Genomic DNA, 16,435 nt, shown 5'->3' with positions numbered 1-16,435 from the left:
ACACTCGGGACGGCCTGTGGATAACCGGCAGGCTGTGGACAAGCGCCGGACCGTGAGCAACGGCCGCAGTGGCCGGGAGTCCTACCAGCCCGACGACGCGAACGGCTTGTCGGTCGAGACGATTTCGCGGCCCAGCGGGAACAGCGACACCGGGATCAGCTTGAAGTTGGCGATGCCGAACGGGATGCCGATGATCGTGACGCACAGCAGGAGTCCGGTGACGATGTGGCCGAGAGCCAGCCACCAGCCCGCCAGGATCAGCCACAGCACGTTGCCGATGCAGGACGGGGCGCCGGCGTCGCGGCGCTCGACCGTCGTGTACCCGAAGGGCCACAGGGCGTAGACGCCGATGCGGAAGGCCGCGATGCCGAACGGGATGCCGATGATCGTGATGCACAGCAGCACGCCGGCTACGAGATAGCCGAGGAACAGCCAGAAGCCGCTCAGGACGAGCCATATGACGTTCAGGATTGTCTTCACTGGTGGCGACCTGCCATCTTCTCGAGGCGGGCAATGCGGTCCGCCATCGGCGGGTGCGTGGAGAACATCTTCGAGAATCCCTGGCCCGGGCGGAAGGGGTTCGCGATCATCATGTGGCTCGCGGTCTCGAGGCGGGGCTCCGGCGGCAACGGCAGCTGCTTGGTGCCGATCTCGAGCTTGCGCAGCGCGCTGGCCAGAGCCAGGGGGTCCCCCGTGAGTTGGGCGCCGGAGGCGTCGGCCTCGTATTCGCGGGAGCGGCTGATGGCCAGTTGGATGAGGCTCGCGGCGAGCGGGCCCAGGATCATGATGAGCAGCATGCCGAAGATGCCGGGGCCGTCGTCGTCGTTGGAACGGCCGACCGGGATCAGCCACGCGAAGTTGACCAGGAACATGATCACGGAGGCGAGGGCTCCGGCGACCGAGGAGATCAGGATGTCGCGGTTGTAGACGTGACTGAGCTCGTGGCCGATGACGCCGCGCAGTTCGCGTTCGTCGAGGATGCGCATGATTCCCTCGGTGCAGCAGACCGCGGCGTTGCGCGGGTTGCGGCCCGTCGCGAACGCGTTCGGCGCCTCCGTCGGGGAGATGTACAGGCGCGGCATGGGCTGGCGGGCCTGCGTGGAGAGCTCCCGGACCATGCGGTACAGCGCGGGGGCCTCGAACTCGCTGACCGGGCGGGCACGCATCGCGCGTAGCGCCAGCTTGTCGCTGTTCCAGTACGCGTACGCGTTGGTCCCCAGGGCGATCAGGACCGCGATCACGAGCCCCATGCGGCCGAAGAAGCTGCCGATGACGATGATGAGTGCGGACAGCCCCCCGAGGAGTACTGCGGTCCTGAGCCCGTTGTGCCGGCGGTGCACGGTACGCCCTCCAAGTCGTGCAGCAGGGGAACCCTTTGCTTGCTGATCTGCGGTCCTTCTGGTGCATGTCCAGTGGACCCTCCCGTTCTGGTCAACGCCAGGCGAGAGCCGCTAGTTCCCTTGTGCGTGCGGGGCGGGGTGTGAGCCGTCCGGGTGAGGAGCCGGAAGCGGCCTGGTCGTGCGGTGGTGGGTGCTCTCAGAAGAGTCCGGTGTCGGCGAAGCGCAGGACGAGTTGGGGAGCGCCCGACAGGGCGATGCCGAGGACGCCGGTGAGGGCGAGTGCGGCGGTGAGGGGCGCGGGGACCCGGTGGCGTACGGCTTCGCCCTCGGGCGTGCGGAACAGCAGCGCCGTCCACTGGAGGTAGTAGTACAGCGCGATCACGACGTTGGCGGCCATGACGACCGCGAGCCAGCCGAGGCCGGCGTCGACGGCGGCGGAGAAGACGGTGACCTTGGCGAAGAGGCCGATGATGCCCGGCGGGAGTCCGGCGAGGCACAGCAGGAAGAACGCCAGGAGGAGCGCGGCGAGGGGGTTGGTGGCGTAGAGGCCCCGGTAGTCGCTGACGCGGTTGCGGGACTTCGTACGGCCCACCAGTGCGGCCACCGCGAAGGCGCCGAGGTTCACGGCGGCGTACATGAGGGCGTAGGCGACGGTGGAGCCGATGGAGTGCTCGGCGTCGTCGGAGTAGGCGGCCGCGGCGATCGGCACCAGGAGGTAGCCGGCCTGGCCGACGGAGGACCAGGCGAGGAGGCGTACGGCGCTGTACGCGCGCGTGGCCTGCTGTCGGAGGGCGCCGACGTTGCCGACGGTCATGGTGAGGGCGGCCAGTGCGGCCAGTGCCGGGCCCCAGACGTCGGCGTACGAGGGCAGGGCGACGACCGTGAGGAGGATCAGGCCGGAGAAGCCGACCGCCTTGCCGACGACGGACAAGTAGGCGGCGATCGGAAGCGGGGCTCCTACGTAGGTGTCCGGAACCCAGAAGTGGAAGGGCACGGCGGCCGTCTTGAAGGCGAAGCCGATGAGGGTGAGGACGACGCCGGTCTGGGTGAGGGTGTGGAGCTGGCCGTCGACGTGCTGGATGCGGTCGGCGATCTGGGTGAGGTAGAGGGTGCCCGTGGAGGCGTACACGAAGCTGATGCCCATGAGGCTGACCGCGGTGGCGGTGACCGAGGACAGGAAGAACTTCAGGGCCGCTTCCGAGGACTTGCGGTCACCTTGACGCAGGCCCACGAGGGCGAACGCCGGCAAGGAGGCGACTTCCAGGGCGACGATCAGGGTGGCCAGGTCGCGGGATGCGGGCAGGAGGGCGGCACCTGCGGCGGAGGAGAGCAGGAGGAACCAGTACTCCCCTTCGGGGAGTCCCTTGTCGGCGTCCTTGAGGGCCGTGACCGACAGGAGGGCCGCCAGCAGCGCTCCGCCGAGCACCAGGAGCTGGAGGACGAGGGTGAAGCGGTCCGCGGTGTAGCTGCAGACGTCGGCTTCGCCGGACAGGCAGAAGGTGGCGCGGTCGCCGTCCAGGAGGGGCAGCAGCATGAGCGCGGCGGCGGCCAGGCCCGCGACGGACAGCCAGCCGAGCAGTGCCTTCTTCGCGTCACCGACGAAGAGGTCCGCCACAAGGACGACGAGGCCGACGACCGCCGTGATGGTGGGCGGTGCGATGGCGAGCCAGTCGACCGACTGGACGAGGTTCGCGGCCAGGGAGCTCATCGGGTGCCTCCTGCGAGGAGCTGCTGCACGGCCGGGTCGGTCAGGCCCAGGAGGGCCTTGGGCCACAGGCCGGCGACGACTGTGAGGGCGACGAGCGGCGTCCAGGCCGCGAACTCGTATGCGTGGACGTCGGCGAGCTTCGGCGCGTCCTGCGGTACGGCGCCCATGCAGACGCGGCGGACCACGGCGAGGAGGTAGGCGGCCGTGAGGAGGGTGCCGAAGGCCGCGATCGCCATGAAGGTGAGGAAGGCGGGGCGGCTGAGGTCGTCGGCGGGGTCGAACGCGCCGAACAGGGCCAGCATCTCGCCCCAGAACCCGGCGAGGCCGGGCAGGCCGAGGGAGGCGACCGCGGCGAACGCGAGCAGGCCGCCGAGGCGCGGGGCCTTGCCGTAGAGCGCGGCGCCGGTCTGTTCGGCGAGGGTGTCGAGGTCGGTGGTGCCCGTGCGGTCCTTGAGGGCGCCGACCAGGAAGAAGAGCAGGCCGGTGATGAGGCCGTGGGCGATGTTGGCGAACAGGGCGCCGTTCACGCCGGTCGGGGTCATGGTGGCGATGCCGAGGAGGACGAAGCCCATGTGGCCGACGGAGGAGTAGGCGATGAGGCGCTTGAGGTCGCCCTTGGCGCCTTGCTTGGCGAGGGCCAGGCAGGCCAGGGACCCGTAGATGATCCCGACGACGGCGAAGGCGGCGAGGTAGGGCGCGAAGTCGGCGAAGCCGTCGGGGGCGATCGGCAGCAGGATCCGGACGAACCCGTACGTGCCCATCTTCAGCAGGACGCCGGCCAGCAGGACCGAGCCGACGGTCGGCGCGGCGGTGTGGGCGTCGGGCAGCCAGCTGTGCAGCGGCCACATCGGGGTCTTGACCGCGAGCCCGAGACCGATCGCCAATACGGCGATGACCTGCACGGATGTGGTCAGCGAGCGGCCGTTGTCAGTGGCGAGTGCCACCATGTCGAACGTGCCCGCCTTGATTCCGATCAGGAGCAGGCCCAGCAGCATGACGACCGAGCCGAGCAGCGTGTACAGGATGAAGCGCCAGGCGGCCGCGGTCCTGCCCTCGCCGCCCCAGCGGGCGATGAGGAAGTACATCGGGATGAGCACCATCTCGAACGCCAGGAAGAACAGCAGCAGATCGAGGACGGCGAAGGTCGCGAGGGTGCCGGACTCGAGGACGAGCAGCAGCGCGACGAAGGCCTTCGGGGTGGGGCCCGCAGGCATCTTGAAGTACGAGTAGAGCGCGCAGAGGAAGGTCAGCAGCGCGGTCAGGACCAGAAGGGGGAGGGAGATGCCGTCGATGCCGAGGTGGATGCGCACGTCGAGTGCGGGGATCCAGCTGATGTCGGTCGTGGCCTGCATCTTCGACGGATGGTCGTGGTCGAAGCCGAACGCGAGGACGATCGCGGCGACGAGAATCGCGCCGGTCACCGTCACCCCGTGCCGGAGCACGGCCTGCTCGGGCGACTTCCCCTTCAGTCCGGGCGGGGCGGGCAGCAGAGCGGCGACGGCACCGAGGAGCGGGCCGACGACGACGAACGCAAGAAGGAACTGCATCACGGACTCGTTGATATCGATCACGCCTGCTCACGCTCCAGTGGCGACGAGGACTGCGGCGACCACCAGGACGACGGTGCCGGCGAGCAGCGCGCTCACATAGGTCTGCACATTGCCGGTCTGGGCCCGCCGTACGGCCCAGCCCAGCGCCCGGGGCGTGGCCCCCGCGCCGCGCACGTAGGTCTCGACGACCTCGCGGTCGAGGAACCGGACGAGCGTGGCGCCGGCCAGGACCGGGCGGACGAAGAGGGCCGAGTAGACGGCGTCGAGGTGGAAGCCGACGGCCGCGTGCCGGTGCAACGGACCGAGCAGGAGCCGGCCGGGATCGGCGGGGTCGGGCGCGTAGGCGATGTCCCCGTACGCCGGCTCGTGGCTGGCGATGGCCTCGGCCTCGACGAGGGCGGCGTCGCCCTCCGGGTGGGCGGCGACCGCCCCCAGCGGCACGCGGGCCGCGAGCGCGGTGGTGTGCCGCCAGGCGGCGTAGGTGACGACGCCGCCGACCAGGGCGACGCCCGTGCCGACGACGGACGTGGTGAGGGTCGGGGTCAGGTCGCGACCGTCGAACCAGTCGGGGAGCACGCGGTAGGCGAATCCGCCGACGGCGAGGGACGGGACGGCGAGCACCCACAGGACCACGTTCATGGTGAGGGGCTGGCGGCCGTGGTCGGGGGCCTCGACGCCCTGGCCGCGGAAGGCCAGCAACCACAGGCGCGCCGCGTAGGCCGCGGTGAGCAGGGCCGTGAGCAGGCCGGCGACGAGGACGACCCAGCCCGCTACGCCGGGGGCGTGCTCGGTGTGGCCGGTGGCGACGTGCTCGGCGGCGCCAAGGACGGACTCCTTGGAGAAGAAACCGCTGAACGGCGGGATCGCGGCGAGCGCGAGGAGCGCCACGGTCATCGTCCAGTAGGCGTCGGGCACACGGTCGCGCAGGTGGCCCATGCGGGACATCGCGGCCAGTGAGTTGGTGCCGGCGGCGTGGATGATCACGCCCGCCGCGAGGAACAGCAGCGCCTTGAAGGCGCCGTGCGACAGGAGGTGGAAGACGGCGGCACCGCGGTCGCCGACGGCGAGGGCGCCGGTCATGTAGCCGAGCTGGCCGATGGTCGAGTAGGCGAGAACGCGCTTGATGTCGTCCTGGGCGAGCGCGGCGAGCGCCGAGCCCGTCATCGTCACGGCTGCCATGACGGCGAGGACGACCATGGCGGCCCGCGAGGCCTCGAAGACGGGGAGGAGACGGGCGACGAAGTAGACGCCGGCGGCCACCATCGTCGCGGCGTGGATCAGCGCGGAGACGGGCGTGGGGCCCGCCATCGCGTCCGGGAGCCAGGTGTGCAGCGGGAACTGCGCCGACTTTCCGGCCACGCCCGCAAGGAGCAGCAGGGCGATCAGGGTCGGGTGGTCCAGTCCCCCGCTCGCGACGGCGCCCAGCACCTTCGTGATGCGGAACGACCCGGCGTCGGTGGCCAGCGCGAACAGGCCGATGAGGAAGGGGACGTCGCCGAGCTTGGTGACCAGGAAGGCCTTGATGGAGGCGGCGCGGGCCTCAGGGGTCTCCCAGTAGTGGCCGACCAGGAAGTACGAGCAGATGCCCATGACCTCCCAGCCCACCAGCAGCACCATCAGGTCGCCGGAGTAGACGACGAGGAGCATCGCGGAGGTGAAGAGGGAGACCAGAGCCGCGTACGACGGGTAGCGCGGGTCGTCGCGCAGATAGCCGGTCGAGTAGATCTGCACGCAGCTCGCGACCAGGCCGACCAGGACGGCGACGAGGGCGGCGAAGCCGTCGATGTGCAGGGCGAGTTCGATCGGGATCGAGCCGGTGGGCGTGAGCTCGGTGGCGGCGTTCACCGCCTCGTCCCCGCCCTGGCGTACGGCGACGATCGCGGCGAGTACGAGGGAGACGAGCGTCGGCAGCACCGCGAGCGGGCGGACGAACCCGGGGGCCGTGCGTCCCAGGAGCAGGCCGGCGGCCGCGCCGAGGAACGGAAGGAGGGGAACGAGGACGGCGAGGGTGGTGGTGGTCACGCGGTGGCCTCTGCCTTCTCGGCCGCGGGGGCGTCGCCTTCGGAGTCGGGGCCGTCGGGTCCGTCGGGCTCATGGCCTTCGGCGGTGTCGCGGAGCTTGTCGATGTCCGAGGTGCCGCGGTTGCGGTAGACGGCGAGGACGATCGCCAGGCCGATGCCGATCTCGGCGGCGGCGATGGCGATGGTGAACAGGGTCAGGGCCTGGCCGGAGTGCAGGGTCTCCTCGGCGGTCCGGCTGAGCCAGACGTCGAAGGCGACGAGGTTGAGGTTGACGGCGTTGAGCATCAGCTCGACCGACATCAGGACCAGGATCGCGTTGCGGCGGGCGAGGACGCCGTACAGGCCGGTGCAGAAGAGGAGAGCGGAGAGCACCGCGGGATAGGCGAGGTGCATCAGCGGGCGCCTTCCTGCTCGGTCGACTCGGTTCCCGGGGGCGGCACTTTTCGCTCGATCCGGTGATTACGGGAATCCGGGACGGATGGGGAACCACCGGACACGGCCCGGGAGTTCACAGGGGGCGAGGCCGACTCCGCCTTCGCCTTGCGGGACAGGACGATCGCGCCGACCAGCGCAGCGAGGAGCAGGACGGAGAGAGCCTCGAAGGGGAGCACCCAGTTCTGGAAGAGGCTCGCTCCGGTGGCCTCCGTCGAGCCGGCGGCGGGGCCGTCCAGATCGATCCAGGTCGTGCGGAAGGCGTCGACGACGACCCAGATCAGGGCGGCGGCCGAGGCGATGGCGACCGTGAGGGCGGCCCAGCGGTTGCCGGAGTCGGCGTCCGGGGAGCGGCCGATGGGGGCCTTGGTGAGCATCAGACCGAAGAGGAGGAGCACGACGACGGAACCGACGTAGATGAGGACCTGCACCCACGCGATGAACTCGGCTGTGAGAAGGAGGTATTCGACGGCGAGGCCCCCGAGGGCCACGACCAGCCACAGGGCGGCGTGCACCAGCTGCCGGGTGGTGACGGTGACGAGGGCGGCGCCGAAGGTCACCAGGCCGACGAGGAGGAAGGCGACCTCCACACCGGTCGGGGAGAGGAAGCCGTGCGTTTCGGCGGCGAGGCTCACGACTCTCCCTCCTGCTGTTCCGCCTGGGCGGCCAGCTTCTCGGCGGTCTTGCGGGCGGCGGCGATCTCCTTCGGCTCCTCGGCGGCGGGGTCGAGGGCCGGCGGGGCCGGGACGGTCCACATCCACTCGCGGAGCTTGTCGCGTTCGTGGGTGAGGTCGCGGATGTCGGTCTCGGCGTACTCGAACTCCGGGGACCAGAACAGGGCGTCGAAAGGACAGACCTCGATGCAGATACCGCAGTACATGCACAGGGAGAAGTCGATGGCGAAGCGGTCGAGGACGTTGCGGCTGCGCTCGCGGCCACCGGGGGCGGCGGGCGGGACCGTCTCCTTGTGGGAGTCGATGTAGATGCACCAGTCCGGGCACTCCCGGGCGCAGAGCATGCAGACCGTGCAGTTCTCCTCGAACAGGCCGATGACACCGCGGGTGCGGGGCGGGAGGTCGGGCTGGACGTCGGGGTACTGCTCGGTGACGGTCTTCTTCGTCATCGTGCGGAGGGTGACGGCCAGGCCCTTGGCGAGGCCACTGCCAGGAATGGGGGCCATGGTTACTGGATCACCACCTTGACGATGCCGGTGAGGGCGATCTGGGCGAGAGAAAGGGGGACGAGGAGGGTCCAGGAGAACTTCTGGAGCTGGTCCTCGCGGAGACGGGGGTAGGTCACGCGGAGCCAGATCACGACGAAGGCGAGGACGGCCGTCTTCAGGAGGGTCCACACCCAGCCGAGGCCGTCGGCGCCCCAGGGGCCGTGCCAACCGCCGAGGAAGAGGACGGTGGTCAGGCCGCACAGGACGATGATCCCGGCGTACTCGGCGAGGAGGAACAGGGCGAAGCGGAGGCCGGTGTACTCCGTGTACGCGCCGAAGATGATCTCCGAGTCGGCGACGGGCATGTCGAAGGGCGGGCGCTGGAGTTCGGCGAGGCCGGCGATGAAGAAGACGATCGCGCCGACGATCTGCCAGGGCAGCCACCACCACTCGAAGGCGTCGACGATGCCGGGGAGGGAGACCGTGCCGGCCGCCATCGCGACGGAGGCGGCGGTCAGCAGCATCGGGAGTTCGTAGGCGAGTAGCTGAGCGGCGGTGCGGAGGCCGCCGAGGAGGGAGAACTTGTTGGCGGAGGCCCAGCCGGCCATGAGCGAGCCGAGGACGCCTACGCCCATGACGGCCAGGACGAAGAAGACGCCGGCGTCGATGACCTCGCCGACGGCGCCCTCGCCGGGGCCGATGGGGATGGCTAGGAGGACCAGGAGGTAGGGCAGGAGGGCTACGGCGGGGGCGAGTTGGAAGATGCGGCGGTCGGCGCCCGCGGGTACGACGTCTTCCTTCTGCGCGAACTTCACGCCGTCCGCGACGAGTTGGGCCCAGCCGTGGAAGCCGCCGGCGTACATGGGACCGAGACGGCCCTGCATGTGGGCCATGACCTTGTGCTCGGTCTGCCCGACGATCAGGGGGAAGGTGAGGAAGACGACGAAGACGATCAGGAGTCGCAGGGCGACGTCGAGAGCGTCGTTCACTGCGGGCCTCCTGCGGGGTCTTCGGGGGTGTTGCGGGCGTTGGGAGTGTCGGGGGTTTTGGGCGAGCTAGGGGCGTCGGAGGCACCGGGAGTGTCGGGGGCTTCGATGATCCCGGGAGACTCGGGGACGCCGGAAGACGCGGGGTGGCCGGGAGGCTCGGAGTCGCCGACAGGGGTGCCGTGTGTCTCCGGGGCTTCAGGCGCCGCTTCGGGGGCGGGGGGCTGATCGGCCTGGGCCTCGGGGCCCTGACCCGGCTCGGATTTCGGGCGCGGCTCGGCCTCGGACTCCGGACGCGGCACGGCCTCGGACTCCGGACGGGCTTCGGACTCCGACGCCGGACGCGGCTCGGACTCGGACTCCGGACGGGCTTCGGACTCCGACGCCGGACGCGGCTCGGCCTCGGACTCCAGACGGGCTTCGGACTCCGACGCCGGACGGGCTTCGGACTCCGACGCCAGGTCGGGCGTCCGCTCCGACTCCGGGCTCGGTGCGCGCTCCGGGCTCCGTGCAGGTTCCCGGTTCAGCACTGGCTCCGGCTCCGGGCTCGACTCTGGTTCCGGCGACAGCTCCGGTTCCGCCTTCGACTCCAGTTCATGCGACGGCTCTGGAACGGACTCCGGTGCCGGCGACGGCTCCGGGCGCGACTCGGGTTCCGGGGACTGGGCCGGGCGCGACTTCGATTCCGGTTGGGGTTGCGGTTCAGTCCCCGGCCGCTGCTCGGCGGCGGATTCCCGACCGGCGTCCGTCCCAGCCGCCGCATCCCTTCCGGCCTCGGACTCGGCATCCCTTCCGGATTCGGGTTCGTCGAAGGCTGGGCGGGCGTGGTGCCACGGGGCGTCGGCGCTGCGGGGAGCGCGCGAGGTGGGCTTCGGGGGCGTGACGGCCGGGGTCGGCTCGTCGGCCGGTGTGGTGCCGGAGGGGGTGGTGTCAGGTGCGGGGCGCTGGCTGGCCGAGCCTTCCGAGGCGCTGCGGGAGCGACGCGGACCAGTGGGGGCGGCGCCGGAACCGGCGCCCGGGACGTCCGTGGCCGAGGCGCCGGTGGCCGAGCCCTCGCTCGGAGTGTCGGCACCGCCGGCTGCCGTCTGGCTCGCCGAACCCTGGGCAGCCGTACGCGACCGACGCGGACCGGCAGCCGGAGCACCCGGCACAGCCGCCCCCTCCGCCTGACTCGCCGAACCCTCCGCCGCCGAACGCGACCGACGCGGACCAGCAGCCGAAGCCCCCGGCGCAGCCGAAGCACCCGGCGCCGCCGACCCCTCCGCCTGACTCGCCGAGCCTTGCGCAGCCGAACGTGACCGGCGAGGGCCGGCAGCCGGAGTGGGAGCCGGAGTGCCCGGTGTTTCCGTGACCTCCGCCTGGCTTGCCGAGCCTTCTGATGTCGTGCGGGTTCGGCGGGTGGGGCGTTCGCCGGTTGCCCGTGGGCCGGCTGTGCGGGTGGGGCGGGTGGGGGCGGGGGGGAGTTGGCCCTTTTGGGGGCCCCAGTCGTTGGGGTCGGGGACGCCTGGGGGGAGCATCTGGCGGCGCTTGGGGCCGCCGTGGTCGGACTCGCCCGGTTCCTTCGCGCCGGGCCAGGCCTTGGCGACGCGGGCGGCGAGGACGAAGTCCTTGCGGAGGGGGTGGCCTTCGAAGGTTTCCGGGAGGAGGAGGTGGTCCAGGGCCGGGTGGCCCTCGAAGACGACGCCGAACATTTCGTGCGTCTCGCGTTCGTGCCAGGCCGCGCCGGCGAAGACGTGGACGGCGGTCGGCAGGGTCGGGGACTCGTGCGGGACGGTCGTACGCAGGAGGAGGCGCCGTACCGGGGAGAGGGCGGCGAGGTGGGCGGCGACGCGGAAGCCGGTGCCAGGTTCGTCGACTGCGCTGAGCCAGTCGAAGTAGGTGCAGCCCAGGTCGTCGCGGGCCGTCTGGAGGGCCGTGATCCAGGCAGTCGGAGGGACGTCGACGGTCAGGACTTCGTAGGACTCCTCGGCGGTGGCGTCGGGGCCGAAGAGTTCGTCGGTGGGGGCGGGCAGCCAGCCGGTGGTGGTCATCGTTCCTCCCCCGGGGTGGGAGAGGGGGCCTTCAGCAGGCCGCTCTGGAGGGCGGCCGGGGAGGGGCGGGCGGCGGTGCCGTAGCCGTAGCGCTCCCCCAGCGACTCGCGGGCGATCTTCTCCTGGAGCTTGAGGATGCCCTGGAGGAGGGCCTCGGGGCGGGGCGGGCAGCCGGGGACGTAGACGTCGACCGGGATGATCTGGTCGACACCCTTGGTGACGGAGTAGGAGTCCCAGTAGGGGCCGCCGCAGTTGGAGCAGGCGCCGAAGGAGATGACGTACTTGGGTTCGGGCATCTGTTCGTAGAGGCGCTTCACGGCGGGGGCCATCTTGTCCGTCACCGTGCCCGACACCACCATGAGGTCGGCCTGCCTCGGGCCCGGCGCGAAGGGGATCACGCCGAGGCGGATGAAGTCGTGGCGGGCCATCGACGCGGCGATGAACTCGATGGCGCAGCAGGCGAGGCCGAAGTTGAAGACCCAGAGCGAGTAGCGGCGGCCCCAGTTGAGGACCACCTTCATGGGCTCGGGGGCCAGGCGGGCGAGGGCGCCCAGGCGCTTGGGCTCCGGCAGCAGCACCGGCTCCGGCGAGGCCGGGGCGGGAGTCGGTTCGGGAGTCGATTCGGAGGTCACGTCCGGCGTCACGTCCATGTCAGGACGCCCTTCTTGTAGGCGTACAGCAGGCCCACGGCCAGGAAGCCGAGGAAGATGAACATCTCGACGAGGGTGGTGGCGCCGTAGCCGGGGGCGGCGAAGATCGTGGCCCAGGGGAACAGGAAGATCGAGTCGACGGCGAAGATGACGTAGAGGAAGGCGTAGACGTAGTAGCGGACCTGGGTGTGGGCCCAGCCCTCGCCGACGGGGTCGACTCCGCACTCGTACGTCAGGAGTTTCTCGGGGGTGGGGACCACCGGGCGCAGCAGCCGTCCGGCGCCGAAGGCGACCGCGACGAACAGCACGCCGACGACGGCGAGCAGCCCGACGACCGAGTACGACTGGAAGTAGTCCGAGTAGTCCGACGCGGCGACAGTGGTCGGTTCTCGCACGTCCGCCCCTCGCTCCCTGTGATCAACGCCGTTCGACGATCTGTACGCAACGGGAGTCTAGGGCCTGCTAAAGAGCGCGTAAGCAGCCCGTCACTGCTTGAGATGCCCAGAGAAGGGAGGAAGAAGAGACGAAGGGGGACAGGGTGGGGTTTTCCCCCGGGTGGCGCGGCGGTCCGCCTCATGGCGCCGCGGCGCGCCGCGCGGCACGCTAACCCATATGACCGAACGCCCCAGCCCTTCACCGGCCACGACCTACCGGGACGACGCCTTCGACGGCCGGCCCGAGCCCCTGCCGCCCGTCCGGTTCGCCTATGACGCGCACACCTGGAAGGAGATCGCGCATCTCCTGCTGAACCTTCCGGTGGCGTTGATCGGGTTCATCTATGTCACGACGGTGCTGTTCACCGGCTTCTGGCTGGCCGTGACGGTGATCGGGTTCCCGTTGCTGGCGGTCGGGCTGATGGGGACACGGAGGCTGGGGAGGCTGGAGCGGCGGCGGGCCCGGGCGCTGCTCGGGGTGCGGATCGACGAGCCGAGTCCGTTGCCGCTGCGGAGCCGGCACGCGGGCTTCTTCCAGAAGCTGTGGATGAGGGTGAAGGACCCGGTGGGCTGGCGGACGACCCTGTACAACTTCATCCGGCTGCCCTGGGGCGTTCTCACCTTCACCGTCACGCTGACCTCGCTGTTCGTGCTGTGGCCGGTGCTGCCGTACCTGGCGCGGGGGCTGACCAACGCCGACCGGGCGATGGTGCGGGGGCTGCTGTCGCCGTCGGACGAGCTGGAACGTCGTATCGCGGAACTGGAGTCCGACCGAGGAGTCGTGGTCGACACGGCCGCGGCGGATCTGCGGCGGATCGAGCGGGATCTGCACGACGGGGCGCAGGCCCGGCTGGTCAACCTCGCCATGGGGCTGGGGCTGGCGAAGGAGAAGCTGCTGGAGGACCCGGAGTACGCGCAGGCGATGGTCGCGGAGGCGCACGGCGAGGTGAAGCTGGCGTTGCAGGAGCTGCGGGATCTGGCGCGCGGGATCCATCCGGCGGTGCTGACGGACCGGGGGCTGGACGCGGCGCTGTCGTCGGTGGCGTCGCGGTGCACGGTGCCGGTGAAGGTGACCGCCGACCTGGGCTCCCGGCCGGCCGCGGCGATCGAGGGCATCGCCTACTTCACCGTCTCCGAGCTGCTGCAGAACATCAGCAAGCACAGCGGGGCCAGGTCGGCGTCGGTGGAGGTGTGGCGGTCGGGCGACCGGTTGCTGATCCAGGTGTGGGACGACGGCCGGGGCGGCGCGCGGCTCGACGGCGGCACCGGTATGCGGGGGCTGGCGGAGCGGCTGGACGCGGTCGACGGGTTGTTCGTCATCGACTCGCCGGTGGGCGGGCCGACGACGGTGACGGCGGAGCTGCCGTGGCGGGACCGGTCGTCGCAGGACGCCCGCCAGGGATAGAGCGGCGATCGGGAAGGTAGGGAAAACCCCCCTTCCAAGACGCCGACGGCCTCCATGGTCCGCTGACCTGCGGTCGAGCAGGGTGGAGATACGACAGCAACCGATACGACACCCAGGCGCGGGACGAGAGAAGGACGACGCCGATGGCCACGGATTACGGACACAGCGGACAGAGCTACGGGTTCCTCGAGGAGCCGCGGCGGCGTCGGCTGCCGGCCGGGCTGCGGGCGCCGTTCGAGGGGCGCACATGGCGCGAGTTCGGATATGTGCTGCTCAGCCTGCCGGTCAGCATCCTGCTGTTCACGTACGGCGTCACGATGGTCGCGATCGGTGCCGGGCTGCTGGTGACGTTCCTCGGGGTTCCGGTGCTGGCGGCGGGGCTGGCCGGGTGCCGGGGGTTCGGGGCGATGGAGCGGGCGCGGGCGCGCGGGCTGCTGGGCCTGGAGGTCGCGGACCCGGAGCCGCTCAGGATGCGGGGGCACGGGTTCCTGGCCTGGATGGGGGCGGTGCTGAAGAGCGGTGCCTCGTGGCGGGCGCTGCTGTACTCGGTGATCCAGTTGCCGTGGTCGGTGTTCTCGTTCGTGGTCGCGGTGAACTTCTGGGCGTACGGATGGGCGCTGCTGACGTATCCGCTGTGGTTCTGGCTGTTCCCGGTGTACGGCGGGCAGGACGGGCTTCAGCTCTACGGCGACGAGACGCATCACATCTATCTCGACAACCCCTTCGAGATCGGCGTGACGGCGTTGGTGGGGCTGTTGTTCACGCTGGCCACGCCGTGGATCGTGCGGGCGCTGACGCAGGTCGACCGGGTGCTGGTGCACGGGCTGCTGGGGCCGTCGCGGCTGGCGACGCGGGTGGTGGAGCTGGAGTCGGACCGGGGGGTCGTGGTGGACACGGCGGCGGCGGATCTGCGGCGGATCGAGCGCGACCTGCACGACGGGGCGCAGGCCCGGCTGGTGGCGCTGGCGATGGATCTGGGGCTGGCGAAGGAGAAGCTGACGGAGGATCCGCAGGCGGCGGCGCGGATGGTGGACGAGGCGCACGGTGAGGTGAAGACGGCGCTGCAGGAGCTGCGGGATCTGGCGCGCGGGATTCATCCGGCGGTGCTGACGGACCGGGGGCTGGACGCGGCGCTGTCGGCGGTGGCGTCGCGGTGCACGGTGCCGGTGCAGGTGGAGGTGGACCTGGTGGAGCGGCCGGCGCCGGCGATCGAGGGGATCGCGTACTTCACGGTGTCGGAGCTGCTGCAGAACATCAGCAAGCATGCGCGGGCGACGTGGGCGGGCGTGGATGTGTGGCGGGTGGAGAACCGGCTGATGTTGCAGGTGGTGGACAACGGGGTGGGCGGGGCGAGTGCCTCCGGCGGGTCGGGGTTGGCGGGGTTGGCTGAGCGGCTCGATGCGGTGGACGGGATTCTGGTGGTGGATTCGCCGGTGGGGGGGCCTACGCGGATCACTGCGGAGTTGCCTTGGCGGGGGGAGCGGGGGTGAGGTGACGGGGGTGGGGGTTCGCGTCCAGTGGTTTCGCCCCCGCCGCCCCTACCCGTCCCATCCTCCAGGGGCTGCCGCCCCTTCGACCCCGCGTCCCTGGGGGCTGCCGCCCCCAGACCCCCGCTTCGGCCCTGAAAGGGCCTTGTCCTCAAACGCCGGACGGGCTGGATGACGCGGGCCCGCGCTGAAGAGGCAACAGGCTGGAGGACGCGTCCACCCTCAGGACCGTCTTTCCTCTGTTGCGGCCCTCCCCCAGGAGGCGGTGGGCCTTCGCCGCATCGGTCAGGTCGTGTTCCTCCGTGATGTCCAGCCGTACCGCTCCCGCCGCCGCCAGGCTCAGTGCGTTCAGGGCGTGGGCGCGCAGGGTCTCGGGGGCGCGGCGGGCCAGGTCGCCGATGTTGTAGCCGGTCAGGGTGCGGTTGTTCTTCCAGAGCGGGAGGACCGGGAGCTGCAGGTCGGGGTGGCGGGCCGCCTCCCCGTAGACCGCGACCCGGCCGAACGGGGCCAGCACGTCGAGGCTCGCCAGGCGGGTCGGCCCGCCCACCGGGTCCAGTACGACGTCGACGCCGCGGCCCGAGGTCGCCGCCGTCACCGCCGCCGGGAAGTCGTCCCGGACGAAGACCTCGTCGTAGCCGAAGGCGGCGCGGGCGTACGCGGCCTTCTCCGGCGTGCTCACCGTGCCGTACACCGCCCGCGCCCCCAGTGCCCGGGCCAGTTGTGCCGCCACGCCTCCGACACCGCCCGCGGCGGCGTGGATCAGGACCGTGTCGCCGGGTGCGAGGCGGGCCGCCCCCGCCAGGACGCCGTACGCCGTGGTCAGGACGAGCGCGGCGGCGCCGCCGGTGCGCAGGTCCAGGGCGTCGGGGAGCGGGAAGGCGAAGGCGGCCGGAACGACGACGTACTCGGCGTAGCCACCGCCGTCGGGGAGATACGCGGCGACCCGGTCCCCCACCGATACCGCCGACACGGCCGCCCCTGCCCGCTCCCCCGCCGCCCTCTCCCCCACCGCGGCCACCACCCCCGCCGCCTCCAGCCCCGTCACCGTCTCCCCCTCCGGCTCGCCGAAGTCTCCGAGGCGGTGTTGGATCTCCCCGTAGTTGACCCCTGCGTACGCGACGCGGAGGAGGATCTCGTCGGGGCCCGGGGTGGGGGTGGGGAGGTCGACGAGGTGCAGTACCTCCGGTCCGCCGGTCTTGTTGAACGCCATCGCCCGCACTGGGCCTCCCC

The 16,435-nt window shown here is 71.2% G+C and carries 14 protein-coding genes and 1 pseudogene; 2 read left to right on the top strand and 13 right to left on the bottom strand.

From position 1 onward, the window contains the following. Nucleotides 1–81: 81 nt before the first annotated feature. The 12 genes and pseudogenes from CRP56_RS25535 to CRP56_RS25480 all read right to left on the bottom strand — a co-directional run bounded on the left by CRP56_RS25535 (nucleotide 82) and on the right by CRP56_RS25480 (nucleotide 12,274). On the bottom strand, nucleotides 82–480 hold the full coding sequence (locus tag CRP56_RS25535; RefSeq protein ID WP_097267745.1) for a YccF domain-containing protein: 399 nt from the start codon (nucleotides 478–480) through the stop codon (nucleotides 82–84). Then, nucleotides 477–1,340, bottom strand: coding sequence for a zinc metalloprotease HtpX (htpX, locus tag CRP56_RS25530; protein ID WP_097267743.1), 864 nt, complete (start codon nucleotides 1,338–1,340; stop codon nucleotides 477–479). The genes CRP56_RS25535 and htpX overlap by 4 nt, the downstream gene beginning before the upstream one ends. Before the next feature lie 196 nt (nucleotides 1,341–1,536). Continuing rightward, nucleotides 1,537–3,048: an NADH-quinone oxidoreductase subunit N gene (locus tag CRP56_RS25525; RefSeq protein ID WP_097267741.1), complete on the bottom strand. Its 1,512-nt coding sequence runs from the start codon at nucleotides 3,046–3,048 to the stop codon at nucleotides 1,537–1,539. Then, a complete protein-coding gene (locus CRP56_RS25520; RefSeq protein ID WP_097267739.1) occupies nucleotides 3,045–4,619 on the bottom strand; it encodes an NADH-quinone oxidoreductase subunit M in 1,575 nt (524 codons plus the stop codon). Before CRP56_RS25520 ends, CRP56_RS25525 begins: the two co-directional genes overlap by 4 nt. Nucleotides 4,620–4,625: 6 nt before the next feature. Next, nucleotides 4,626–6,620 (bottom strand): NADH-quinone oxidoreductase subunit 5 family protein, encoded by a 1,995-nt coding sequence (locus tag CRP56_RS25515; RefSeq protein WP_097267736.1) that lies wholly within the window; start codon nucleotides 6,618–6,620, stop codon nucleotides 4,626–4,628. Beyond that, on the bottom strand, nucleotides 6,617–7,012 hold the full coding sequence (gene nuoK, locus CRP56_RS25510) for an NADH-quinone oxidoreductase subunit NuoK (RefSeq protein ID WP_097267734.1): 396 nt from the start codon (nucleotides 7,010–7,012) through the stop codon (nucleotides 6,617–6,619). The genes CRP56_RS25515 and nuoK overlap by 4 nt, the downstream gene beginning before the upstream one ends. After that, on the bottom strand, nucleotides 7,012–7,686 hold the full coding sequence (locus CRP56_RS25505; protein WP_097267732.1) for an NADH-quinone oxidoreductase subunit J family protein: 675 nt from the start codon (nucleotides 7,684–7,686) through the stop codon (nucleotides 7,012–7,014). Before CRP56_RS25505 ends, nuoK begins: the two co-directional genes overlap by 1 nt. Continuing rightward, on the bottom strand, nucleotides 7,683–8,231 hold the full coding sequence (locus CRP56_RS25500; protein WP_059192945.1) for a NuoI/complex I 23 kDa subunit family protein: 549 nt from the start codon (nucleotides 8,229–8,231) through the stop codon (nucleotides 7,683–7,685). The genes CRP56_RS25505 and CRP56_RS25500 overlap by 4 nt, the downstream gene beginning before the upstream one ends. Before the next feature lie 2 nt (nucleotides 8,232–8,233). Further along, nucleotides 8,234–9,202 (bottom strand): complex I subunit 1/NuoH family protein, encoded by a 969-nt coding sequence (locus tag CRP56_RS25495; RefSeq protein ID WP_097267730.1) that lies wholly within the window; start codon nucleotides 9,200–9,202, stop codon nucleotides 8,234–8,236. A gap of 614 nt (nucleotides 9,203–9,816) precedes the next feature. Next, a pseudogene (locus CRP56_RS49120) lies at nucleotides 9,817–11,229 on the bottom strand (NADH-quinone oxidoreductase subunit C); the annotation flags it as partial. After that, nucleotides 11,226–11,879: an NADH-quinone oxidoreductase subunit B gene (locus CRP56_RS25485; protein ID WP_097267725.1), complete on the bottom strand. Its 654-nt coding sequence runs from the start codon at nucleotides 11,877–11,879 to the stop codon at nucleotides 11,226–11,228. The pseudogene CRP56_RS49120 and the gene CRP56_RS25485, both read right to left, overlap by 4 nt. Beyond that, nucleotides 11,870–12,274 carry an NADH-quinone oxidoreductase subunit A gene (locus CRP56_RS25480; protein ID WP_097267723.1) on the bottom strand — a complete coding sequence of 135 codons (405 nt, stop codon included), beginning with the start codon at nucleotides 12,272–12,274 and terminating at the stop codon, nucleotides 11,870–11,872. Before CRP56_RS25480 ends, CRP56_RS25485 begins: the two co-directional genes overlap by 10 nt. 217 nt (nucleotides 12,275–12,491) lie before the next feature. Between CRP56_RS25480 and CRP56_RS25475 the strand changes: the two genes are divergently transcribed. Next, nucleotides 12,492–13,718 carry a sensor histidine kinase gene (locus CRP56_RS25475; RefSeq protein WP_097267721.1) on the top strand — a complete coding sequence of 409 codons (1,227 nt, stop codon included), beginning with the start codon at nucleotides 12,492–12,494 and terminating at the stop codon, nucleotides 13,716–13,718. A gap of 143 nt (nucleotides 13,719–13,861) precedes the next feature. After that, the gene (locus CRP56_RS25470) at nucleotides 13,862–15,208 is read left to right on the top strand and encodes a sensor histidine kinase (protein WP_097267719.1); all 1,347 of its coding nucleotides are present in this window, start codon (nucleotides 13,862–13,864) and stop codon (nucleotides 15,206–15,208) included. A 148-nt stretch (nucleotides 15,209–15,356) separates the two neighbouring features. On the opposite strand, the gene CRP56_RS49115 is transcribed toward CRP56_RS25470, so the two are convergent. Beyond that, nucleotides 15,357–16,415 carry a quinone oxidoreductase family protein gene (locus CRP56_RS49115; protein WP_306459451.1) on the bottom strand — a complete coding sequence of 353 codons (1,059 nt, stop codon included), beginning with the start codon at nucleotides 16,413–16,415 and terminating at the stop codon, nucleotides 15,357–15,359. Nucleotides 16,416–16,435 lie beyond the last annotated feature (20 nt).

Source organism: Streptomyces sp. TLI_55 (assembly GCF_900206255.1).
GTDB classification, from domain to species: domain Bacteria; phylum Actinomycetota; class Actinomycetes; order Streptomycetales; family Streptomycetaceae; genus Streptomyces; species Streptomyces aquilus.
This window is presented reverse-complemented; position numbering and strand designations above follow the sequence as displayed.

Bases quoted from the DNA above. Each gene is read 5' to 3' on its own strand.
- CRP56_RS25525 (WP_097267741.1), bottom strand. From the start codon at position 3,048: ATGAGCTCCCTGGCCGCGAACCTCGTCCAGTCGGTCGACTGGCTCGCC.
- nuoK (WP_097267734.1), bottom strand. From the start codon at position 7,012: ATGCACCTCGCCTATCCCGCGGTGCTCTCCGCTCTCCTCTTCTGCACC.
- CRP56_RS25500 (WP_059192945.1), bottom strand. From the start codon at position 8,231: ATGGCCCCCATTCCTGGCAGTGGCCTCGCCAAGGGCCTGGCCGTCACC.
- CRP56_RS25485 (WP_097267725.1), bottom strand. From the start codon at position 11,879: ATGGACGTGACGCCGGACGTGACCTCCGAATCGACTCCCGAACCGACT.
- CRP56_RS25475 (WP_097267721.1), top strand. From the start codon at position 12,492: ATGACCGAACGCCCCAGCCCTTCACCGGCCACGACCTACCGGGACGAC.
- CRP56_RS25470 (WP_097267719.1), top strand. From the start codon at position 13,862: ATGGCCACGGATTACGGACACAGCGGACAGAGCTACGGGTTCCTCGAG.
- CRP56_RS49115 (WP_306459451.1), bottom strand. From the start codon at position 16,415: ATGGCGTTCAACAAGACCGGCGGACCGGAGGTACTGCACCTCGTCGAC.